Source organism: Paraburkholderia sp. CNPSo 3272, from assembly GCF_024206495.1.
Lineage (GTDB): Bacteria > Pseudomonadota > Gammaproteobacteria > Burkholderiales > Burkholderiaceae > Paraburkholderia.
On sequence record NZ_JAMBPQ010000037.1, the window covers coordinates 24,659 to 47,038 of the forward strand.

The 22,380-nt window shown below is 66.0% G+C and carries 19 protein-coding genes; 4 read left to right on the forward strand and 15 right to left on the reverse strand.

What is annotated here, in order from left to right:
* Nucleotides 1-19: 19 nt before the first annotated feature.
* From hslV to M3I53_RS30275, 8 genes are all read right to left on the reverse strand, one after another.
* Nucleotides 20-556 carry an ATP-dependent protease subunit HslV gene (hslV, locus tag M3I53_RS30240; RefSeq protein ID WP_254319474.1) on the reverse strand — a complete coding sequence of 179 codons (537 nt, stop codon included), beginning with the start codon at nucleotides 554-556 and terminating at the stop codon, nucleotides 20-22.
* 338 nt (nucleotides 557-894) lie between these two features.
* Nucleotides 895-1,314: an RNA polymerase-binding protein DksA gene (gene dksA, locus M3I53_RS30245; protein WP_028203189.1), complete on the reverse strand. Its 420-nt coding sequence runs from the start codon at nucleotides 1,312-1,314 to the stop codon at nucleotides 895-897.
* Between the two features lie 594 nt (nucleotides 1,315-1,908).
* Complete coding sequence (locus M3I53_RS30250; protein ID WP_254319509.1) at nucleotides 1,909-2,994, reverse strand: GTP-binding protein; 1,086 nt, start codon at nucleotides 2,992-2,994, stop codon at nucleotides 1,909-1,911.
* 221 nt (nucleotides 2,995-3,215) lie between these two features.
* Nucleotides 3,216-4,430, reverse strand: a complete 1,215-nt coding sequence (locus M3I53_RS30255; protein WP_254319475.1) for a class I SAM-dependent rRNA methyltransferase — start codon at nucleotides 4,428-4,430, stop codon at nucleotides 3,216-3,218.
* A 63-nt stretch (nucleotides 4,431-4,493) separates the two neighbouring features.
* On the reverse strand, nucleotides 4,494-5,432 hold the full coding sequence (gene xerC / locus M3I53_RS30260) for a tyrosine recombinase XerC (protein ID WP_254319476.1): 939 nt from the start codon (nucleotides 5,430-5,432) through the stop codon (nucleotides 4,494-4,496).
* A gap of 19 nt (nucleotides 5,433-5,451) precedes the next feature.
* Entirely contained in the window at nucleotides 5,452-6,135 is a 684-nt protein-coding gene (locus M3I53_RS30265; protein ID WP_254319477.1) for a DUF484 family protein, read from the reverse strand.
* Nucleotides 6,136-6,265: 130 nt separating this feature from the next.
* Nucleotides 6,266-7,132: a diaminopimelate epimerase gene (dapF, locus tag M3I53_RS30270; RefSeq protein WP_254319478.1), complete on the reverse strand. Its 867-nt coding sequence runs from the start codon at nucleotides 7,130-7,132 to the stop codon at nucleotides 6,266-6,268.
* Between the two features lie 58 nt (nucleotides 7,133-7,190).
* The gene (locus M3I53_RS30275; RefSeq protein WP_254319479.1) at nucleotides 7,191-8,078 is read right to left on the reverse strand and encodes a lipid A biosynthesis lauroyl acyltransferase; all 888 of its coding nucleotides are present in this window, start codon (nucleotides 8,076-8,078) and stop codon (nucleotides 7,191-7,193) included.
* Between the two features lie 271 nt (nucleotides 8,079-8,349).
* On the opposite strand from M3I53_RS30275, the gene metK reads away from it, so the two are divergent.
* Nucleotides 8,350-9,540, forward strand: coding sequence for a methionine adenosyltransferase (metK, locus tag M3I53_RS30280; protein ID WP_028203182.1), 1,191 nt, complete (start codon nucleotides 8,350-8,352; stop codon nucleotides 9,538-9,540).
* Nucleotides 9,541-9,663: 123 nt separating this feature from the next.
* On the opposite strand, the gene M3I53_RS30285 is transcribed toward metK, so the two are convergent.
* Nucleotides 9,664-10,032 (reverse strand): hypothetical protein, encoded by a 369-nt coding sequence (locus M3I53_RS30285; protein WP_254319480.1) that lies wholly within the window; start codon nucleotides 10,030-10,032, stop codon nucleotides 9,664-9,666.
* Between the two features lie 525 nt (nucleotides 10,033-10,557).
* On the opposite strand from M3I53_RS30285, the gene M3I53_RS30290 reads away from it, so the two are divergent.
* Nucleotides 10,558-11,319: a phytanoyl-CoA dioxygenase family protein gene (locus tag M3I53_RS30290; protein WP_254319481.1), complete on the forward strand. Its 762-nt coding sequence runs from the start codon at nucleotides 10,558-10,560 to the stop codon at nucleotides 11,317-11,319.
* 23 nt (nucleotides 11,320-11,342) lie between these two features.
* On the opposite strand, the gene M3I53_RS30295 is transcribed toward M3I53_RS30290, so the two are convergent.
* Entirely contained in the window at nucleotides 11,343-11,549 is a 207-nt protein-coding gene (locus M3I53_RS30295; protein WP_254319482.1) for a DUF3185 family protein, read from the reverse strand.
* A 216-nt stretch (nucleotides 11,550-11,765) separates the two neighbouring features.
* Here M3I53_RS30295 and mgrA point away from each other — a divergent pair, with 216 nt between their 5' ends.
* Both mgrA and M3I53_RS30305 read left to right on the forward strand, forming a co-directional pair.
* The gene (mgrA, locus tag M3I53_RS30300) at nucleotides 11,766-12,809 is read left to right on the forward strand and encodes an L-glyceraldehyde 3-phosphate reductase (protein WP_254319483.1); all 1,044 of its coding nucleotides are present in this window, start codon (nucleotides 11,766-11,768) and stop codon (nucleotides 12,807-12,809) included.
* Between the two features lie 274 nt (nucleotides 12,810-13,083).
* Nucleotides 13,084-14,007, forward strand: coding sequence for a fatty acid desaturase (locus M3I53_RS30305; protein WP_254319484.1), 924 nt, complete (start codon nucleotides 13,084-13,086; stop codon nucleotides 14,005-14,007).
* 156 nt (nucleotides 14,008-14,163) lie between these two features.
* Here M3I53_RS30305 and M3I53_RS30310 read toward each other — a convergent pair whose 3' ends face one another.
* The 5 genes from M3I53_RS30310 to M3I53_RS30330 form a co-directional block, all read right to left on the reverse strand.
* Entirely contained in the window at nucleotides 14,164-14,349 is a 186-nt protein-coding gene (locus tag M3I53_RS30310) for a hypothetical protein (protein WP_254319485.1), read from the reverse strand.
* A gap of 385 nt (nucleotides 14,350-14,734) precedes the next feature.
* Complete coding sequence (locus tag M3I53_RS30315; RefSeq protein WP_254319486.1) at nucleotides 14,735-15,976, reverse strand: MFS transporter; 1,242 nt, start codon at nucleotides 15,974-15,976, stop codon at nucleotides 14,735-14,737.
* 104 nt (nucleotides 15,977-16,080) lie between these two features.
* Nucleotides 16,081-17,634 carry an efflux transporter outer membrane subunit gene (locus tag M3I53_RS30320; RefSeq protein WP_375542605.1) on the reverse strand — a complete coding sequence of 518 codons (1,554 nt, stop codon included), beginning with the start codon at nucleotides 17,632-17,634 and terminating at the stop codon, nucleotides 16,081-16,083.
* The gene (locus tag M3I53_RS30325; protein ID WP_254319488.1) at nucleotides 17,634-18,875 is read right to left on the reverse strand and encodes an efflux RND transporter periplasmic adaptor subunit; all 1,242 of its coding nucleotides are present in this window, start codon (nucleotides 18,873-18,875) and stop codon (nucleotides 17,634-17,636) included. The genes M3I53_RS30320 and M3I53_RS30325 overlap by 1 nt, the downstream gene beginning before the upstream one ends.
* 10 nt (nucleotides 18,876-18,885) lie before the next feature.
* On the reverse strand, nucleotides 18,886-22,068 hold the full coding sequence (locus tag M3I53_RS30330) for an efflux RND transporter permease subunit (RefSeq protein WP_254319489.1): 3,183 nt from the start codon (nucleotides 22,066-22,068) through the stop codon (nucleotides 18,886-18,888).
* Nucleotides 22,069-22,380 lie beyond the last annotated feature (312 nt).

The following is a 22,380-nucleotide window of genomic DNA, read 5'->3' on the forward strand; positions in this document are numbered from 1 at the left end:
GGTACGGTCGATTGGCGAGTTATTCGATGGTTTCGATCACGCGGTTGTGATTCGTGTAGATACACATGTCGCCCGCGATCTCGAGCGATTTTTCGACGATCTCGCGCGGCGAGAGTTCGGTGTTCTGCACGAGCGCGCGGGCCGCGGCCTGCGCATACGCGCCGCCCGAACCGATCGCGCAGATGCCTTCTTCGGGGTCGAGCACGTCGCCGTTGCCGGTGATCACGAGTGTGGTGGTCGCGTCGGCGGCGATCAGCATGGCTTCGAGGCGGCGCAGCATGCGGTCGGTGCGCCAGTCCTTGGCGAGTTCGACGGCGGCGCGCGTGAGGTTGCCCTGATGCTTTTCGAGCTTGGCTTCGAAGCGGTCGAGCAGCGAGAACGCGTCGGCGGTGCCGCCGGCGAAGCCGACCATGACCTTGCCGCCGTAAATGCGCCGGACCTTCTTCGCGCCACCCTTCATGACGATGTTGCCGAGGGTGACCTGGCCGTCGCCGCCGAGCGCGACCTTGTCGCCGCGCCGCACGGATACGATCGTCGTGCCGTGAAATTGCTCCATGTGCGTTCCTTTTTACCGTTGGTGCCGGGTTGCATGCGAAGGTGATGTGCCTGCCGCTTTCGGGTGGGCGCTGCGGTGTCCGCGCGCCGTGCACGCTGCGGGCGCCGCCGCCCTGAATCCGGGTGCGTCGCGCGCGCTTCTCGCGCGCCGCGAGCGCATATCATTTGGAGTTTAGGGCGGCGCAGGGCATATCAAGGGCCGCGGGCGGAGAAAACGGCACGGCGGCCAGCTGTGAAATGGCGCGCGCCAAAAGAAAAAAGCGCACGGGGCTCCGTGCGCTTCGACAGGGAAGGCAAGTCGCTAGCCGCGCAAGCAGGGCTTCGCGGCCAGAATAAAGCTCAATCGCCGAACAGCTTCTGGCGCAGTTCGCGGCGCTCTTGCGCTTCGAGCGAGAGCGTGGCGGTCGGACGCGCGAGCAGACGCGGGATGCCGATCGGCTCGCCCGTTTCTTCGCACCAGCCGTAGTCGCCGGAATCGATGCGCGCGAGCGATTGCTGCACCTTCTTGAGCAGCTTGCGTTCGCGGTCGCGCGTACGCAGCTCGAGCGCATGCTCTTCTTCGATCGTCGCGCGGTCGGCCGGATCGGGAACGATCACGGTTTCGCGCAGATTCTCGGTGGTCTGGCCCGCATTGCGGAGGATTTCCGCCTGCAGCTGTTCGAGCCGGTTCTTGAAGAAGGCGAGCTGATCCTCGTTCATGTAATCCTTGTCGCTCATCTTCAGGATTTCGGCTTCGGTCAAGAGTCGTTTCGTCGTCATCTGGCTTGCTTCTTCAATGAGTGAGGCAAAACTGGCACATCTTGCCTGCACTTTTGTGTTGCCCGCAGTGGCCGCGGTGGCCGTTACCAACCTTTACCACTTGCCAGGCGCAGTTACCGCGCCGTTATATGCGCGCTGGCGGGCACGGACGATGAACTGTCGTGACGCCCGAAGCGCCGCTGCGGGGCCGAACTCCTCTGGAAACCGGTCATCAGATGCTTCTGAGGCATATATCGTACCGACTGCGCGCTGCGACGCGATGCGCTGCCGGCGGGGCGTCCCTCGGCTGAATACCGGGGCACCTCTCTTCCAGTGGGGCCGTATTGTAACCGAACCGCAAACTCGCGCCGCAAGCGGGAAATCCCTGCTGTGACCCGCCTGTCGCCAGGACGTTTACGCACCGGTCGATATCCAGAAAATATAACGCGCCAATCGTGAAAAAGCGATGGTCGGGTACGTTATTTGACGCACAGAACCGGAAGGAATGCTTTGCGCAGGCGGCAAACTTGGCCTCGCCGTCGCGTCGCCGTGCGCAAACTCCATACGAAAACGCCCGGCAGCGAGCCGGGCGTATCGGGAAAAGCGGGAAATCGGTCAGGCGAGGCAGGCGTCGAGCCCGTCGGTGATGAGGTCCTGCGGCAGCTCGATGCCGATGAACACCATCTTGCTGCCCTTCTTCTCGATGGGCAGCCACTTGGCGGCCAGGTCGCTGCCCATCATCTGGTGCACGCCCTGGAACACCACCTTGCGGTCCACGCCCTTCATGTAGAGCACGCCCTTGTAGCGCAACAGGCGCTCGCCGTAGATCTGCAGGATGCCGCCGAGGAAGTCTTCGAGGCGGTTCGGATCGAACGGGCGGTCGCTGCGGTAGACGAACGACTTGATCTTGTCGTCGTGGTGCGCGTGACGGTGGTGGGCGTGATCGTGGCCTTCGTGGTCGCACTGGCCGTGATCGTGGTCGCAATCGGCGTGATCGTGGTCATGCGCGTGGTCATGGTCATGATCGTGATGCGCATGAGCGTGATCGTCTTCGGCGAGGAAGTCGGGGTCGATTTCGAGCTTCGCGTTCAGGTTGAAGCCGCGCAGGTCGAACACTTCCTTGATGTCGGCCTCGCCGAAATTGACCTGGCGGATCTGCGCCTTCGGATTCATGTGCAGCACGCGATGGCGCAGATCGGCGAGTTCATTCTCGTCGACGAGGTCGGCCTTCGTGATGAAGAGGCGGTCGGCGAAACCCACCTGGCGCTGCACCACTTCGTGCTCGTCGAGCTGATGGTTGCCGTGCTTGGCGTCCACGAGCGTGATGATCGCGTCGAGCAGGAATTCGTCGGCGATCTCGTTATCCATGAAGAACGTCTGCGCGACGGGGCCCGGATTGGCGAGGCCGGTGGTTTCGATCACCACGCGGTCGAAGTCCAGCTTGCCGTCGCGCTTTTGCTGCGCGAGGTCGCCGAGCACGCGCGCGAGGTCGCCGCGAATCGTGCAGCAGATGCAGCCGTTGCTCATCTGGATGATCTGCTCGGTGCTGTCTTGCACGAGGATTTCGTTGTCGATGTTCTCTTCGCCGAACTCGTTCTCGATCACGGCGATCTTCATGCCGTGCTTCTCGGTCAGGATGCGCTTGAGCAGCGTGGTTTTTCCGCTGCCGAGAAAGCCGGTCAGGATGGTGACGGGAATCATGCTGGTTGCCATGCTGTCTGCCTGGTAGGTGTTCGAGGGGTACGTTCAGGCGCGCCGCTTCGTGCTGTCGCTGCCTTCGAGTGTTACAACATAACTTCCTATTGAAACATATCTGCGCCGGGCCCGCATGCGGCGGCCGGGGGCGAGACACAATCGGGGCGCGAACGAGCGGTTCGAAAGGTGCTCCAGCGCGCCGCCGAAAGGGCACAAGTAAGGCCGTCTCAGGCGATTTGCAACAACAGGCCCTTCAGATATTCGCCTTCCGGGAACGCCGTGAGCAGCGGGTGATCCACGCCCGCGCCAAGACGCTTGAGGATACGCGCGTCCACCCTGGCGTCGGCGGCGGCGCCCGCCACGATCTTCTGGAACAGCGCCGAATCGATCGCACCCGAGCACGAGTACGTGAACAGCAGGCCGCCCGGGCGCAGCAGCTTGAAACCCGTGAGGTTGATGTCCTTGTAGGCGCGCGCGGCGCGGTCCACGTGCTCGCGCGAGGCCGCGAACTTGGGCGGATCGAGCACCACGAGATCGAAGCGCTCGCCCTCGTCGTAGAGGCGGCGCAGCGTCTTGAAGGCGTCGGCGTCTAGCCAGGCGGCGCGCGCTGCGTCGAAGCCGTTCGCCTCGACGTTCTTCTGCGCCGTGGCGAGCGCTTCGCCCGAGGAATCGATCGACACCACCCGTTTCGCACCGCCCTTCATGGCCGCGAGCGAAAAGCCGCCGGTATAGCAGAAGCAGTTGAGCACCTCGCGCTCGCGCGCGTACGTCTGCACGAGCGCGCGGTTGTCGCGCTGATCCACGTAGAAGCCGGTCTTGTGGCCGTTGCGCACGTCCACGTGATAGCGCACGCCGTTCTCGCTCGTGATGATCGTGGCCGGCGGTTCGTCGCCTGCGAGCAGGCCGGTGATCTGTTCGAGCCCTTCCTTCTCGCGGATCGACACGTCCGAGCGCTCGTAGACGTTAGGGCAGCCCGTGGCCGACGTGAGCGCGGCGACGATCGCCTCCTTCCACGCCTCGACGCCCGCCGCCATGAACTGGCACACGAGCTGGCCGCGGCCGCTTTGTGCAACATCCCCGCCGTCTTCGATGTAGAAATCGACGATCAGGCCAGGCAGACCGTCGGCCTCGCCGAAGATGAGGCGCACCGCGCCCGTGCCGCTCACCATCGCGCGGCGGTCGGCCACGGCGCGCTGCACGCGCCGCTTGAAGAACGCGTGATCGATCGGTTCGTTTTCGTCGAAGCTCCACACGCGCGCGCGGATCTGCGAATGCGGGCTGTACGCGGCGCGCCCGAGAAAGCGGCCGTCGGCCGCGCGCACGATGACCGTGGCGCCTGGCGTGGGCTTGCCTTCCACGCGGTCGATCGCGTTCGCATAGACCCACGGATGGCGGCGCAGCAGGGATTTTTCTTTGGACGGCTTGAGGGTGACGATATTCATGATGGGTTCGATGCCGGGTGACGGCACTTGTATCGCGCGGTGTCGCGCGAGTGCCGTGGCGTATCAGTCGCGCTTCTTGGCGCGCGGATGCGCGGTGTCGTAGACCTTCGCGAGATGCTGAAAGTCGAGCGACGTATAGACCTGCGTGGCCGAGATGCTCGCGTGGCCGAGCAGTTCCTGCACGGCGCGCAGGTCGCCGCTCGACTGCAGCAGGTGGGTGGCGAACGAGTGCCGCAGCACGTGCGGGTGCACGTTCGCGGGAATGCCCGCCGCGATGGCGGCGCGTTTCACGCGCTCGCGCACCACGCCGGGCGCCATGCGGTTGCCGCGCACGGAGAGAAAGAGCGGGGCGTCGTCGTGCTTCACGAAGGCGCTGCGGGCGGCGAGCCAGGCGTCGAGCGCGTCGAGCGCCTTGCGCCCGACCGGCACCATGCGGTGACGGTTGCCCTTGCCCAGCACCTCGACTTCGGCGGCGTCGCGCTTGAGCCAGCCCGCCGATTCGTAGCCGTCGCGCTTCACGTAACGCACGTCGAGGCCCACGAGTTCGGCGAGCCGCAGGCCCGACGAGTAGAACAACTCGAGCATCGCGCGGTCGCGCAGCGCTTCCGGGCCGCCTTCTTCCGAGCCGGCGATGGCGGGCGCTTCCATGAGATGCGCGGCGTCGTCGACGGAAAGCGCCTTCGGCAGTGTTTTGGCGCGCTTGGGCGCACGCACGGCGGCCACGGGATTCGCATCCATTTCGATGCGCCCCGCGAGCCAGCGATAGAAGGCGCGCCAGGCCGACAGCCGGTGCGCGATCGAGCGTGCCGAGAGGCCGCCCGCATGCGCGCGCGCCACCGCGCCGCGCACTTGCGCGGGGGTAACCGTTTCGAGCGGCTTGCCGTTGGCGAGCTTCTTCAGCTCGTCGAGTTCATGCGTGTAGCCGCGCAGCGTGTGCTCCGAGAGCCGCCGCTCGTGTTCGAGCGTCGCGAGGTAGTCGGCGATCGGGTCGGTCGGGTTCACGTTGGGCGGCCTGGGTAGGTCAGTGCGGCAAGAGGCGCGAGAGCGCCGCGCTCGCGAGTGCACCGATCTGCGTGAGAAAGTCGGTGGCCATGCCTTCATGGAAGCGGCGCGGGTCGGGTGAGCCCATCACCAGCAGCCCGAAAGCTTCGCCCACTGGCGCGTCGTTCGAGGCCACAGCGGGGGCGCGCAGCGCGATGATCGCAACCGATTCGGCGGCGCCGTCGCTCGAGTCGAGCCATTGCGCGGCCTCGAAGCCGGTGTTCGCGCCGCAATACGGCGTGTCGAGACTATTCGCGAAGATACGCACTTCCTCGCCGGTATGGCGCGCGAATTCCGCCTGGCTGTAGGACTCGGCGACGTCCCAGACGCGCAGCGCGGCTTGCGGCATGTCGAACACGTCGCGCAGGTTCTGCGTGATCGAGCGCGGCAGCGCGTACGGGTCGCGCTCGGCGACCATGCGCGTGGTCCAGCGGTTGAACTTCGCGGCGATCGAATCGTTCTCGTGGCCGTAGCGCAGCAGCTCCGAAAGACGCCGCTCGAGATGCTTGTTCTTCTCGCGCAGCATTTCCATCTGGCGCTCCTGCAGCGAGACGGCAGCCTTGCCGTGCGGATTGCCTAGCTTGATCGTCGCGAGCAGTTCGGCGTGCTCAACGAAAAAATCGGGGTGGGCGAGCAGATAGTCGGCAACTTCGCGATCGTTCATGTTGTGGACGCGTTGTAGTTGTGAGGCGCGCACGGCGGCGCGCAGGCTGTCATGCGGTTGATTGTTGCTGCGTATTCGTGCGGCGCGACGTTCTCTCGTGGCGCGCGCCGCATGAGGCCGATGGTGCGCGTTAGTCGGCCAACTCGATCTCGCCTTCGAACACCGTGGTGGCCGGGCCCGCCATGGTGAGCGCGGCGGATTCGTCGCGCGCGCCGTCCCAGGCGATGGTCAGCAGGCCGCCGTGGGTATGTACCTTCACGGGCGTGTCGAGCAGCCCGCGGCGAATGCCTGCCGCCACGGCCGCGCACGCGCCGGTGCCGCACGCGAGCGTTTCGCCCGCGCCGCGCTCGAACACGCGCAGCTTCACTTCGTGGCGCGAAACGATCTGCATGAAACCGGCATTCACCTTGTTCGGGAAACGCGCATGCGTTTCGATGACCGCGCCCTCGGCCTCCACCGGGTACGCCTCGACGTCGTCGACGACCTGCACCGCGTGCGGGTTGCCCATCGAGACGACCGACACCCAGCGCGGTGCGCCGTTCACGTCGAGCGGCCAGAGCGTGTCGTTGCCTTCGCGGCGGCCTTCGAGGCCGTTCGCGTTGAACGGCACGAGCGCCGGCTCGAACTCGGGGCGGTCCATGTCGACGACGACTTCACCGTTTTCCTGCACGACGAGCGTAATCGTGCCCTTCTGCACCTGCACGCGCACGCGGTTCGAGTCGGTGAGCTTGCGGTCGCGCACGAATTTCACGAAGCAGCGCGCGCCGTTGCCGCAGTGCTCGACCTCGCCGCCGTCGCAATTGAAGATGCGATAGCGGAAGTCGACGCCTTCCACGGTCGGCTTCTCAACCAGCAGCAACTGATCCGCGCCGATGCCGAAGTGGCGGTCGGCGAGCGCGCGCACGCGCTCGGGCGTGAGCGCGAGATCCTGGCTGTAGCCGTCGAGCACGACGAAGTCGTTGCCCGCGCCGTGCATCTTGGTGAATTTGAGTTTCATGCCGTTATTGTAAGCGAGGCCCGGGCGAAAACCCGGGCCCGGGTCGTGTGCGCACCGTTCAGCTGTAGACGCTCGGCTCGCCTGGCGGCCGCGTCTTGAAGCGCTTGTGGACCCAGTAGTACTGCTCGGGAATGCGCGGAATCTGCTCTTCGAGAAAAGCATTCATGCGGCGCGCGTCGAGGTCGTCGTCACCGGTCGGATAATTTTCCCAAGGTTTGAATACTTTCAGCCGATAACCCTTGTAATTGGGCAACACCTCGCCGATGAACGGTACGACCTGCGCATGACCCACCTTTGCCAAACGCGCCACCGCGGTAAGCGTGCAAGCCGGTACGCCGAAGAAGGGCACGAACGTGGAATTGCGCATGCCGTAGTCCATATCGGCGCCGAGCATCACCGGCTTCCTGTCGCGCAGCCAGCGCAGCACGGCGCGCGCGCTGTCCGCGCGGCTCACCATTTCCGCGCCGAAACGGCTGCGTCCCGCCTTGGCCGCGGCTTCGAACTCGGGGTTCGAGAACGGCTGGTAGAGCGAGCCGCATGGCCGGTGCAGCGAGTAGTTCAGAAACATAGAGCCGGCCTCGATGCCCACGAAATGCAGGCCGAGGAAGAGCGTAGGCGGCAGGTTCGGATCGGTGAGATCGATCTCGCTATCGAGTTCGACGATTTTTTCGAGCTTCTTCGCCGAGGCGAACCATTGCACGCTGCGCTCCATGTAGCTGCGAATGGCGTGACGGAAGTGCAGCCCCGCCACTTCCTCGCGCTTTTCGTCGCTCCACTCGGGGAAGCACAGGCGCAGATTCGTATGAACGACGCGCTTGCGCCGGCTCGGAATCTTGTAGAGCAGCCAGCCGAGGCCGTCGCCCAGACGCGCGACGAAGCCATAGGGCAGAATCGCGAACAGCTTGAGCAGGCCGATGGCGAAACGGGAGCCGAGTTTGCCTAGCATGCGGCAACTCCGCGGCAGGGCTTGCGAACAGTGGGGAAGGCGACGAACGGCACGCGAGGGTACTCTGCGACAATTTAAGGAAGTCGCTATAATAAGGGCTTCGCCGAGTTAATAGACAACTTGCGGGGCGAAGCCGGTGGGCTGTGAACTACGCGTGATAGATCGCGAATCATGGCAACCGGGCAGCAATTCCGCTAAAGCGTCGCCGCTTCAAAGCTCCCGAAGCTGGCTACGTGAACTCAACCGTCACCAGCTACAAGGAGCTAGACAAGTGGCAAACGACTATTTCTTCACCTCCGAATCCGTCTCCGAAGGCCATCCGGACAAGGTCGCCGACCAGATCTCGGACGCGATCCTCGACGCCATTCTCACGCAGGACAAGTACTCGCGCGTTGCAGCGGAAACGCTGTGCAACACGGGTCTCGTCGTGCTGGCCGGTGAAATCACCACGACGGCCAACGTCGACTACATCCAGGTCGCGCGCGACACCATCAAGCGCATCGGCTACGACAACACCGACTACGGCATCGACTACCGCGGCTGCGCGGTGCTCGTCGCTTACGACAAGCAGTCGCCGGACATCGCCCAGGGCGTGGACCGCGCGCACGACAACAACCTCGACCAGGGCGCCGGCGACCAGGGCCTGATGTTCGGCTATGCATGCGACGAAACGCCCGAACTCATGCCGCTGCCGATCCACCTGTCGCACCGTCTGGTCGAGCGCCAGTCGAACCTGCGCCGCGACGGCCGTCTGCCCTGGCTGCGTCCGGACGCGAAGTCGCAGGTCACGATCCGCTACGTCGACGGCCGGCCGCACGCCATCGACACCGTCGTGCTCTCCACGCAGCATTCGCCGGACATCGACCTCGGCACGCTGCGCGAAGCCGTGATCGAAGAAGTCATCAAGCCGGTGCTGCCGGCCGAGCTGATCAAGGGCGACATCAAGTTCCTCGTGAACCCGACCGGTCGCTTCGTGATCGGCGGCCCGCAGGGCGATTGCGGTCTCACGGGCCGCAAGATCATCGTCGATACGTACGGCGGCGCAGCCCCGCACGGCGGCGGTGCGTTCTCGGGCAAGGATCCGTCGAAGGTGGACCGCTCGGCAGCCTACGCCGGCCGTTATGTTGCGAAGAACATCGTGGCCGCCGGCCTCGCGTCGCGCTGCCTGATCCAGGTGTCGTACGCCATCGGCGTAGCCGAGCCGACCTCGGTCATGGTCAACACGTTCGGTACCGGCAAGGTTTCGGACGCGACCATCACGAAGCTCGTGCGCGAGCACTTCGACCTGCGTCCGAAGGGCATCATCCAGATGCTCGACCTGCTGCGCCCGATCTACGAAAAGACCGCCGCTTATGGCCACTTCGGCCGCGAAGAGCCGGAGTTCTCGTGGGAAGCGACCGACAAGGCGCTGACTCTGGCCGAAGCCGCCGGCACGGAGCCGGTGAGCGCAGCCGTCGCGTAAGCATTCGCGAAAGCCGGCCTCGCGCCGGCTTAAGTGAAGATAGCGAAGAAAAACCCCGCAGGGCGCAAGCCCATGCGGGGTTTTTGTTTTCTGCGGATCGCGCGGCGTGGGTCGCGCGGGGACTCAGCGCATCGCAAAGCCGAACCAGCCTTCGCTGCTCGCGGCCATCCGGCGCGGCTTGCGCGTGCTGCGCGCCACATGAACCGTGGAAGGCGCGGCGAGCGTGCGCAGCGGCGCGTTCGGACGATAGAGCAGCGTGCGCAGCGAGAAGTGACGCGAGCCCGAACGCATGCGCAGCACGGCGAAGAACGAGTGGAACCAGCTGCGCATATTGTCGACGGGCTTCGCTTCGCGCACTTGTTGCGTGAGCGCGCGGGTGCGGGCGGCGTGGTGTCGCAGTGCGCGCACGAGGTGACGGCGGGCGGGGCGCGCCGCTTTCAGGGCTGTGTGGGCGGCGTGGGTCATGCGTTGAGAATTGAAGAAGGTATGCATGGCGATTGAGCAATCGGGTTCGAGGTGCGCCTTGCGCGACGCTGTGGTCGAGCAGCAACCGTGCCTGTCTGTCAGGGCGTCACGATCTGGATGGACGGGAGACAGGCCGCATGGCGCGGCGTGGGACGCGACGGGACGGATTCTTCTGTTGGAGCGCCTTGTGTGGCAAGGCGTTCACGGCGATCCGTGCGTGCGATGAGAATTTGGCGAAGTAAAACAACATCGTGGCAGGCTACACGCGAATCATGACCGCAGAAAGTCGGTTAATACCCGGCCCTGCGCGTCTTTGATGCACACGATCCCGCCCTTTGTCCTCATCGCGGTGCGTGCGCGCCATTCGCGTGCGGCTCGATTTGCGGTGCGCATGGAGCCACGTCGTGTGAGCGCGTGGTCCTTCCCGCCGTGCCCGCACGCTTTACAATCGATGAGTCGGCGCGCGCCGACGCCTCAGCCCTGTTCGATTAACGAAGCGACGAACGCAGGCTGCGGCCCTTGCTCGCATCGAGATCGCATAACGGAAGTCCCATGTCAGTCCATTCAAAGAAAGAACAGGTGCAGGCGCTGCGCGAGCGCGGCTTCGTGGTCGTGCCGGGGCTCGTTTCGCCCGAGCGCTGCGAGGCGATGAAGCGCGTTGCGCAGGAGCAGTTGCAGGCAGCCGCCGCTCCGCTCGAATTCGAAGCCGATCTGCGCTATCCCGGCGCGCCAGAATCGAAGGATGCCCCTGGCGGCCATACGGTGCGGCGCCTGCTCGACGCCTATTCGCGCCACGCGCTGTATCGCGAATGGGCCACGTCGCCGGAAATAGCGGGGTGGATGGAGCTGTATTTCGGCGAGGAGCCGGTGCTCTCGCGCGCGCATCACAACTGCATGATGACGAAGCACCCGCACTACGGCAGCCTGACGGGCTGGCACCGCGACGTGCGCTACTGGTCGTTCGAGCGCGACGACCTCGTGTCGGTCTGGCTTGCGCTCGGGCCGGAGAAGATGGAAAACGGCGGTCTATGGTTCGTGCCGCGCTCGCACGACGCGCCGTTCACCTCGGACAACTTCGACGCCGCGAAATTCTTCCGCGCCGACCTGCCCGAGAATAAGGCGTGGGTCGATCGCGCCATCGCCCCGACGCTCGCCGCCGGCGATGTGGTCTTCTTCCACTGCAACACGCTGCACTCGGCGGGGCAAAACCAGAGCGATCAGGTGAAGTTTTCGCTGGTGTACACCTATCACGGCGCGAGCAACGTGCCGCTGCCGGGCACGCGCTCGGCGTCGAAGCCTGAGGTGAAGTTCTAAGCCGAGGCTTTTCGTGCTTGCGCCTAGCGCCGACGCCCCGACATCGCGAGCCCGGTGATGCCCGCGAGCGTCGCGGCGATGCCGCCCCCGATCAGGAGGATCGTGCGGTTGGTGGGCGCGCCGGTAAAGAGGCGCCACATGTCGTTCGCGAACGAATGGAGCGACTGGCCGCCGAAGTACAACAGGACGACGCCGCAGGCGATGAGCGCGATCGAAATCGCTTTGGCCATGAACAACCTCTCGCAAGGGATGGACGCCGCAGTGTAGGCGAGTGGCCGCGGCGCGTCCAGGGCGCGGTTTTTCCGCTGCCTGACACGCGCTCTCCATCGCCATTCCCGCATAGTGGACATCTGCACGGCTTGGGCGGATTGGCTAACATAGCTGCCTCACGCGAGCGTCGCGCCCATCTTTTTGCTCACTTCCCGTTTTCGCCGAGGATTCAGACCATGGCTTATGAAGCAGCCTCAGAACGCTATTCGGACATGCAGTACCGCTTTTGCGGCAAGTCGGGGCTCAAGCTGCCCGCGCTGTCGCTCGGTCTGTGGCACAACTTCGGCGACACCACGCCGATCTCGACCCAACGCGACATCCTGCGTACCGCGTTCGATCTCGGCATCACGCACTTCGACCTCGCGAACAACTACGGGCCGCCGTACGGCAGCGCCGAAACGAACTTCGGCCGCATTTTCAAGGAAGATTTCCGTCCCCACCGCGACGAGTTGCTGATCTCGTCGAAGGCCGGCTGGGACATGTGGCCGGGTCCCTACGGCCAGGGCGGCGGCTCGCGCAAGTACGTGCTCGCGAGCCTCGACCAAAGCCTGCAGCGCATGGGCCTCGACTACGTCGACATCTTCTATTCGCACCGCTTCGACGTGGAAACGCCGCTCGAAGAAACGGCGGGCGCGCTGGCCACGGCCGTCCAGCAGGGCAAGGCGCTCTATGTCGGCATCTCGTCGTATTCGCCCGCGAAGACGCGCGAAATGGCGAGGCTGCTCGCCGATTACAAGGTGCGGCTGCTCATTCACCAGCCGTCGTACAACATGCTCAACCGCTGGGTCGAGGAAGAACTGCTCGACACGCTCGAGGACCTTGGCACGGGCAGCATTGCTTTCACGCCGCTCGCGCAGGGCGTGCTAACGAACAAGTACCTCAACGGCGTGCCCGAAGACGCGCGCGTGAACCGCCCGGGCGGCGGCTCGCTCAAGAGCGAGCACCTGAGCGAGCAGAACATCGAGCACGTGCGCAAGCTCAACGACCTCGCGCTGCGCCGCGGGCAGAGCCTCGCGCAAATGGCGATCGCCTGGACCCTGCGCGGCGGCCGCGTGACCTCGGCGCTGATCGGCGCGAGCCGCGCGGAGCAGGTGCGCGAGAACGTCGCGGCGTTGAAGAACCTCGAGTTCTCGAAGGAAGAACTCGCGGAGATCGACCGCTATGCGACCGAAGGCGGCGTGAACCTGTGGGAGAAGCCGTCGACCGATCAGCCCATCTGAGCGACACGCTTCTGCCTGCTTCCCGGTGCAAAGAACCGCCTCCTCGCGAGGCGGTTTTTTATGCGCGGACGATAGGCCTTACATCGGCCGTGGCCGCACGGCGGGCCGTTCTTCGCTTTGTCATGTGGCCCTGCTAACGTCGCGGCAGCCTTTGCCGCGAGGAATCACCATGGAGTTCTTGAGCGCCGAATCCGAAGCGCTTTCCCCGTCCGCCACCCGCGCCGAACCCGCCAGGCGGCCAACCCACTCACCCCAGCCGTCAACGGCGGCCCGCATGAACGCCGCGCTGTTCGCGGTCGCGTTCGCGGCGCTTAGCTACGAACTCATCGGATTGCCGCTCTTGCTGGACGCGGCGGGCGGACCGACGCTCGCCCTGCTGGCGACGCTCGCGCCCGTCGTGCTCGCCACGCCGATCCACTGGGGCCTCATTCACGAAGGCATACACGGACAACTGGCGCGCGAGCGGCGCGTGAACGAGCGGCTCGCCCGCGCGCTCTCGATCGGTCTGGCGATGCCATTCGACGCCGTGCGTTTCGGACACCTGATGCATCACCGCTTCACGCGCGAGCCGTTCGACCGGCCCGATGTGCACGACACGCACGACGCGAGCGGCCCGCGCTGGCGTCGTCGCGTGGCGTACTACGGGCGGCTGATGGGTGGTCTCTACCTCGCCGAATTGCTGCTGCCGCTCTTGGCGTTCATGCCGGGGCGGCTCGCGCGCGCGATCATCGAGCGCGGCGTGGGTGCGCATGGCCGCGAAGGCGTGCAGGTGCAGCGGCTCTTCGCGAACCACGCCACCGATCCCGTGAGGCGCCGCCGGGCGCGGCGCGACTGGCTTGCGTCGCTCGCCCTCTATGCGGCTTCGTTCGCCCTCTACGGCAAGGCCTGGCCCGTGCTGCTCGCGGCGATGTACCTGCGCGGACTGTGGCTCTCGCTTGCCGACAACCTGCCGCACTACGGCGTCGCGCTCGACGAACCGGGACGCGCGCGGGATTTTCGCGTGCCGCGCGCGCTGGGCGTGATGCTGATGAATCATCATCTGCATCGCCAGCATCATCTGCATCCGACGCTGCCGTGGACGGCGCTGCCCGCGCTCGTGCACGCCGAAGAGGCCGCAGGCGTGGCCCCGCGAACGGGCTATCTTGCCGCTGTGTTGCGTCAGTTCAAGGGCCTACAGCCGGGCGTGGATCCTGGCTGAGAGAGGGGACGAGCGAGTGGCGCACGTGCGCGCAAGCCGCGGCGCTTCGAGCCGCGAGGATGCCGCTTGGTCGCTTTGTCGCTTGGTCGCTTCGGCGCTGGGTAGCGTCGGCGCATCGCGAAGCGCCGTGCGTACGACGCGTACGGCAAACGTCCGCTACATCAGCGCCGGCAGTGTCTCGACGAGTGCAACGGCCGCGAGTACGCCGATCAGCGCGCCGATCACGCGCAGCGTGTTGTGTCTGAATTCCGTCGCGCACGGCACGGCGCCGAGAAAGAGCGCGCCGGCGAGGGCCATCGGGATGATCATCACGAAATCGCCGATCGTGAAATAACCTTGCATGCTCGTCTCCTGTCGATCCGGAGTGAGTGCTTCGGCCCTGACTCCGGCCCCATGCAGGGGTTGCGTATCGTATGGGCGACGAAGGCTCGCAGTGGTTGTCGTTCTCGTCGCCATGCCACTGGCATGCCGCTGCGGCCCCGGGCCTGAAATCGAGTATAGGTGAGGGCGGCGAGCGCGGCGGCGCGCGTGTGCGCCGTCCGGCTCGCGGTGAAGCAGATGCCGCGCCGCAAAAGCCCGCCAGAGGCGGAGTGCCGCGGCTGTGCGATGCGTGCGGCCTGCAAATCGCGAGTCGTCTGAATATTACGGACGCCTTTCGATTGCAGTGCCGCGCAGCACACAGGGCGCGAGCGCGCAGGTTGCATGCCGCGGCGGCCGCTTCGCGGGTTCAGGCCACTCCGGCGCTCTCGCGCCCGCGCAACGTGAGCGCCAGTGCGAGCCCCACGACCAGCAGCACGATCACGAGCCCGGCCACGCCGCCCCAGCCCGCGCCTGCCCAGAAGTGCCCGCCGATCGAACCCATCACGCTCGAGCCGAGGTAGTAGGCGAGCAGATAAAGCGCAGCGGCCTGGCCCTTCGCTTCGCGCGCGAGGCGGCCGACCCAGCCGCTCGCCACCGCATGCCCCGCGAAAAAGCCGATGGTCAGGCAGGCAATGCCCGCCGCAATCGCCGTGAGCGGCGCAAACAGCGTGAGCACGACGCCCGTGAGCATCAGCGCGAGACTGGCGATCAGCACGCGGCCGCGCCCGAACGTGTCGGCCATGCGGCCCGACCACGGCGAGGCAACCACGCCCGTCAGGTAGACGAGGAAAATCGCGCCGATGGCCGTCTGGCTCATGTGATAGGGCGCCGCGATCAACCGGTAGCCGATGTAGTTGTAGAGCGTGACGAAGCTGCCCATCAGCACGAAGCCCATGGCGAACAGCATCGGCAGGCCCGGCCGCGCGAAATGGCGCAGCAGCGCCGCACGGCGATGCGCGAAACCGAGACCGCTCTTCGGCGCGAAGTGGCGCGAGGGCGGCAGCAGCGAGCGGAACGCGAACATGGAGGCGAGTCCGAGCACGCCGATCACGGCCACGGCCGCACGCCAGCCGAACAAGTCGGTGACGATGCCCGTGATCACGCGCCCCGCCATGCCGCCGATAGCCGTGCCGCCGACGTAGAGGCCCATCGAAAGGCCGAGGCCGTCCGGGTGCATTTCCTCGGCGAGCCAGGCCATGGCCACCGCGGGCACGCCGCCGAGCGCGATGCCGAGGAGCGTGCGCAGCACGAGCAGCTGATGCCAGTGCGGCACGAAGGCGGTGGCGAGCGTGAGCAGCGACGAGGCGCACAGCGACGCAGTCATCATGCCGCGCCGGCTCCAGCCTTCGGAGACGAAGCCCGCGACGAAGATCGCAACGGCGAGCGCGGCCGTGGTGAACGAGAGCGAGAGGCTGCTCTGCGCCGGGCTCACGCCGAAGGTTTGGGAGAACGCGGGCAGGAGCGGCTGCACGCAGTAGAGAAGCGAGAAGGTTGCGTAGCCGGCGAACAGCAGCGCGAGGCTTGCGCGCCAGAATGCGGGGGTGCCGCGTTCGATGTACGGAACGGCGGAGGGCGCGGAAGTGCTCGGGGCGCCCGATGATGCAGTCACGACAGGATCTCCAGCAATATTGCAAAGGCGCAACGATACGCCTGATGGGCAAATGGCGTTGTCGAGCGCCGCAGGCCGGGTGCCTGGCGCGACCGCGTGTGCGCTTAGCCCGGAGCGCGCGAGGCGCCTGGCTGCGCGCTGCGAGCGGCGGCCGGCGAAGCGCCTTGCGGCCCGCTGGCGGGTTGTGCTTTTTGCGCATCGTCCGGGCGGACCAGCGCCGCGTCGCTCGGCAAGTCCGCCGCGTTCCAGCCGCCGCCCAGCGCCTTCACGAGCGCGACGCTCGCCGCCATGCGCCGGCGCGAAATCGCCACGGCCTGGCGTTCGTTGGTGAGCGCCGTGGTTTGCGCGACCACCACGTCGAGATACGTGATCGCGCCGCCCAGATAGCGATTGTTGATGGTGACGAGCGTGCGCTGCGCGGCATCCACCGCGCGGTCCTGGGCCGTCGCCTCCTGGGCCAGCAGGCGCAGCGCCGCGAGGTTGTCCTCGACCTCGCCGAAGGCGTCGAGCACCGTCTGGCGATACTGCGCGACGTTCTCGTCATACTGGGCGCGCGCTTCGTTGCGCACCGCCTCGCGCCCGCCGAAGTCGATCAGCGTGCCCGCGAGCGTCGGCCCGAGCGACCAGAAGCGCGCGGGCGCGACGAGCCACTGGCTGAAGTTGGTCGCCTCCAGGCCGCCCGTGACCGCGAGCATGAGGTTCGGGAAGAACGCCGCCGTCGCCACGCCCACCTGCGCGTTCGCGGCGGCCACACGGCGCTCTGCGGCCGCGATGTCGGGGCGCCGTTCGAGCAGCGTCGACGGCACGCCCGGCGGGCTCGCGATCGCGCGCACCGCATAGGCCTCCTTGGGCGCGGCAGCGAGCGTGAACGTGGAAGGCGACTGTCCGATGAGGATGGCGATGGCGTGCTCGAGCTGCGCGCGCTGCACGCCGAGATCGATCGCCTGCGCCTCGGTGGTCTGCAGCTGCGTTTGCGCCTGGCCCACATCGGCGTCGGTGGCGATGCCGCCCGCGTAGCGGTTCTGCGTGAGTTCGAGCGACTCGCGGTAGGCCTTGATCGTGTCGTCGAGCAGTTGCCGTTCGCGGTCGATGCCGCGCAGCTCGAAATAGTCGGTCGCGAGTTCGGCCTGCATGGAGAGCAGCACGGCCTGCATGTCGGCGGCGCTCGCCTGCGCGCTCGCCTTGGCAGCCTCGACGTTGCGCGCGACGCGGCCCCAGATATCGGGCTCCCAGGTGGCGTCGATGCCCACGGAGTAGTCGTTGATCGTTTGACCGGCCTTCGACGTGTACAGGAGATTCTGCGAGGTGCGGTAGCGCGAAAAGTCGCCGCTCGCCGTCACGAGCGGAAAAAAGCTCGAGCGCTGTTGCGCGACGTTCGCGCGCGCCGCGCGAAAGTGCGCCTGCGCGGCCTGCACGTTCTGGTTCGCGCCTTCGACCTGGGCTTCGAGTGCGTCGAGCGTGGCGTCCTCGTAGATCGTCCACCACGCGCCGCGCGACCCGCTATCAGCGGGCTGCGCAATCGTCCAGCCCGTGCCTTCGAGTTCCTTGAACGTCGCGGCCACAGGCATCGCCGGGCGCACGTAGTCGGGGCCCAACTTGCAGCCGCCGAGCGCCGCAAGCATGGCCAACGCGAACAGTCGAAAACGCGCGTGCTTCATCATTCGCCCTGCGCCTGTGCCTTGCTGCCCGCGCCACTCGCGCCATGCGCCGCACCGGCCTCGTGCTCGCCGTGCGGCTGCACGATGCGCACCGGCGTGCCGTCGACGATCGCGTCCTGCGGATTGACGATCACGCGCTCGTCGCCAGTGAGTCCCGACGCCACCGCCACGCGAGTGCCGAAGTCGGTGCCGAGCGTCACATTCACGAGCTTCACGCGATTTTGCGCATCGACGGTCGCCACCTTCACGCCGTCGGGGCGGAACAGGAAGGCGTTGCCGGGCAGCGTGATCGGCGTGGCCGAGCCGTCGAGCGCGAAGTGGACCTGCGCGTAGGCGCCGGGCAGCAGCTCGCCGCTGCGGTTGTCCACATCGACTTCGACCAGCATGGTGCGCTGCTGCGCGTCGACGGCGCCCGCCGTGCGCGCGACGATGCCGGGAAAGTGCTTGCCCTGCTCCTCATTGAGCGTGAGATACGCGTGCTGCTGCACGCGGATCTGCTGCGCGTAAGCCTGCGGTACGTTCGCGTACACGCGCAGACGGTCGGCCTGCGCAAGATGGAACAACTCCTTTTGCGAGGTGCCGCCGTTGCCCGCGTCGATGAGCGCGCCCACGTCCACGTTGCGCGCCGTGACGATGCCGTCGAAGGGCGCCGTCACGCGCTCGTACGACTGCAACTGTGAGAGCCGCGAGACGTTGAAGCGCGCGGAATCGAGCGTGGCCTTTTTCGCGAGCATGTCGCCGACTTTTTCGTCGGTGTCCTGTTTCGCCACCGAGCGCGTTTGCAGCATCTGCGTCCAGCGGTCGGCCGTGGTTTTCGCGAGCGCGTAGTTCGCTTCGGCGTTGGCGAGATCGGCGCGCGCGGCGCGCAACTGGTCGTCCACTTCGGGCGCGTCGATTTCGGCGAGCAACTGGCCCGCCTTCACGTGCGCGCCGATGTCGAAGTACCACTTGCGCAGATAGCCGCTCGTGCGCGCGTAGATCGGCGTGTCGAGAAAGGCCTGCACGTTGCCAGGCAGCACGAGGTCGAGTGCGCGCGCCGAGTGCTGCGGCGTGACCACCTGGACGGTCAGCGTGCTCGCGGTTTGTGCCTCGCGTTCGAGCGCCGCGTGCGCGCTGTGGCGCGACCAGATGCCCTGCGCCGCGAGGCCGAGCACGATGAGCGCGGCAAGCACGATGGGCCAGCGCCGCGGTTTATGAGGCGACGGCTCTTGCGGCGAAGGCGTTTGCGAATGATTCGTCATGACAGGGTATTCATGATTTGGGCACCACGTTCTCACTGGCGCGCTGGCGGCGCTCGCCGAGCTTGCGGTAGATGAGCGAGAACACCACGGGGACGAAGATCAGCGTGGCGAGCGTGCCCACCGCGAGGCCGCCGATCACGGCGCGCCCGAGCGGCGCGTTCTGCTCGCCGCCTTCGCCCAGGCCGATGGCCATCGGCACCATGCCGATCACCATGGCGAGCGCGGTCATGAGCACCGGGCGAAAGCGTGTGTAGCCCGCTTCGATCGCGGCGCGCGCCGCGTCGCCGTGCAGGCGCAACTGCTCGCGCGCGAAGCTGATGACGAGAATGGAGTTCGCCGTGGCAATGCCGATACACATGATCGCGCCCGTGAGCGCCGGAATGGAAAGCGTGGTGTGCGTGAGGAACAGCATCCAGACAATGCCCGCGAGCGCGCCCGGCAGCGCCGTGATGATGATGAACGGATCGAGCCACGACTGGAAGTTCACGACGATCAGCAGATACACGAGCACGATCGCGAAGACGAGCCCGCCGAACAGTCCGGAGAACGAATCGTTCATCGTCTGGACCTGGCCGCGCAGTTTGATGCTCGACGTCTTCGGCAGTTCGCCGCGCGTCTGGTCGATCATCTTCGAAATGTCGTCGGATACGGCGCCGAGGTCGCGCCCGTCGGCGGTGCCGTAAATGTCGATGGTGGTCTGCGCGTTGTAGTGCGTGACCACCGCGTCGCCCGATATGCGCTGCATGCTCGCGAGCGAGCCGAGTATGTTGCTGCGCCCGTTTGCGGTGAGCGGAATGTTGGCTAGCGATTGCAGCGAATCGATCGTGTATTGCGGGGCTTCGGTCACGACGTTGTAGCTCACGCCGTTGATCGGATTGAGCCAGAACGTGGGCGTGGTCTGCTGGCTGCCCGAGAGCGTGATGAGCAGGTCGCTCGCCACGTCCTTCTGCGTGAAGCCCGCCTGCTGCGCGCGCGTGCGGTCCACGTCGATGAAGATGCGCGGCAGGTCCGCGGGCTGCTGGATGCGCGCGTCGGCGAATCCGGGCACGCCGCGCAGCCGCGCGAGCAGCTTCGCCGCGAACGCGCGGTTGCCGGCCACGTCGCGGCCCACGATCTGCACGTCGATGGGCGAGGGCATGCCGAAGTTCAGCGTCTGGCTCACGATATCGGCGGGCAGGAAGGCGAACTGCGCGCCCGGAAACTCGTCGTTGAGCGTGCGGCGCAAGAGGCGCACGTAGCCGGCGGTCGCGTGATGGTCCTCATTCAGCGAGATCAGCACGTCGGCGTCGGACGTGCCGATGGTGCCCGTATTGCTGTACGAGAGGTTGATGCCCGAGACCGGCAGGCCGATGTTGTCGATGATCGAATGCAGCTCGCCCGGCGCAATCAGTGTGCGCACGCGTTTGTCGATACGGTCGACGAGCACGGCGGTTTCCTCGACACGCATGCCCGTTTTCGCGCGCACGTGCAGCGCGATGGTGCCCGCATCGACCTGCGGAAAGAAGTCGCGCCCGAGGAACGGCATGAGCAGCAGCGACGCGCCGCAGCAGGCGAGAAACGCCACGACGAACCACACAGGATGCTTCACGCGCGCCACAAGAAACCCGCGATAGCGCTCGCGCAGCCCCTCGAAGCCGCGCTCGAACGCGAGGTGCACGCGCATGAACGGATTGCGCGTCGTCGCATGCGTATGATGCGGGTCGGCGGCCTTGTGATGGTGGCGCATCAGGTACTTCGCGAGCGTGGGCACGAGTGTGCGCGAGAAGAAGTACGAGGCCAGCATCGCGAACACCACGGCTTCCGCGAGCGGAATGAAGAGGTAATGCGCCACGCCCGTGAGCAGGAACATCGGCACGAACACGATGCAGATCGAGAGCGTGGAGACGAGCGTGGGAATCGCGATCTGATGCGCGCCGTCGAGAATCGCCTGTTCCAGCGTCTTGCCTTGCTCCAGTTGCTGGCTGATGTTCTCGATCGCGACCGTTGCGTCGTCAACCAGAATGCCGACCGCGAGTGCGAGCCCGCCCAGCGTCATGATGTTGATGGTCTCGCCGAGCGCCGCGAGCACGATGACCGAGGTGATCATCGACAGCGGAATCGAGATCGCGATGATGAGCGTGGCGCGCCAGTTGCCGAGGAACAACAGGATCATGAGCGCCGTGAGCGCCGCGGCCATCAGCGCTTCGCGCAGCACGCCCTGCACGGAGGCGCGCACGAACAGCGACTGGTCGGCGACCGGATCGATATTGAGCGAGCTCGGCACGAGATTGCGCAGCGTCGGCATCATCTCCTTGATGCGATCGACGATCTCGAGCGTCGAAGTGTTGCCGCTCTTGTTGATCGTGAGAAGCGAGGCGCGCTGGCCGTCCACGCGCACGATATTGGTCTGCGGCACGTAGCCGTCGCGCACGTGCGCCACGTCGCGGATGTAAATCGTGCCGCTGTCCGTGGTTTTCACGGGAATGTCGTTCAGGCCCGCTAAGCTGTCGGGGCTTGCATTCATCGTCACCGAATATTCGGTTGCGCCTATTTTGGCCGTCCCCGAAGGCAGGATGAGGTTCTGCGCGCTGATCGCGTTCACCACGTCCATGGGCGAGAGATTGTGCTGCTGCAGCGCGCTCTGGTCGATATCGACCATGATCTGCCGCTGCTTGCCGCCATAGGGCAGCGGCGCGGAGGCGCCCGGCACGGTCGCGAGCTGCGTCTTCAGGAAGTTGTTCCCGTAGTCGAACAACTCCTGCTCGGTCAGCTGCGGCGAAGAAAGCGACAGGCGCAGGATCGGCACCGTCGAGGCGTTGTAGCGCAGGATGAACGGCGGCTGTATGCCGGGCGGCAGCGAGCGCAGCTGCGCCTGTGAGAGCGCCGTGACCTCGGCGAGCGCTTCCTGGATATTGGCATGCGGCTGAAAGAAGATCTTCACGACCGCGATGCCGTTCAGCGACGTCGATTCGGTGTGCTCGATATCGTTCACTGCCACGGAAAGGCCGCGCTCGTAGTTGAGCACGATGCGCTTTTCCATCTCGTCGGCGGGCAGACCCGTGTAGGTCCAGATCACCGAGAGCACCGGGATGTCGATGTTCGGGAAGATGTCCGTGGGCGTGCGCAGGATCGTCAGCGGCCCGACGATCAAAAGCAGCAACGCGAGCACGACGAACGTGTACGGGCGCTTGAGCGCGAGTCGAACGATCCACATGGAACGGCGGGTTCCTTCGCTGGTGGCGGAGTCTGGCTCGCGCGGCTGGTCTGGCCGCGGTGGCGAGCGTTCAGGTTATCGGTATCGTGGCCGGCTGTTGTGGGGCGCGTGAGGTCTTTGCCTGTGCTGCGCCGGGCCTTTGTGATGCACGGTTGGGACAGGACTATAGCGCCAGTCACCCTGCATCAGCGTACTTTTTCAGGGACTGCCCTAGCAAGGTCGCGAAGAGTGGGGTTTACCATCTGTTACAGTCAGGTTTTCGTAAGATGCGTGAGCGAAGCGGGGCGGGGTTGTGGCGGCACAGGGCGCTGT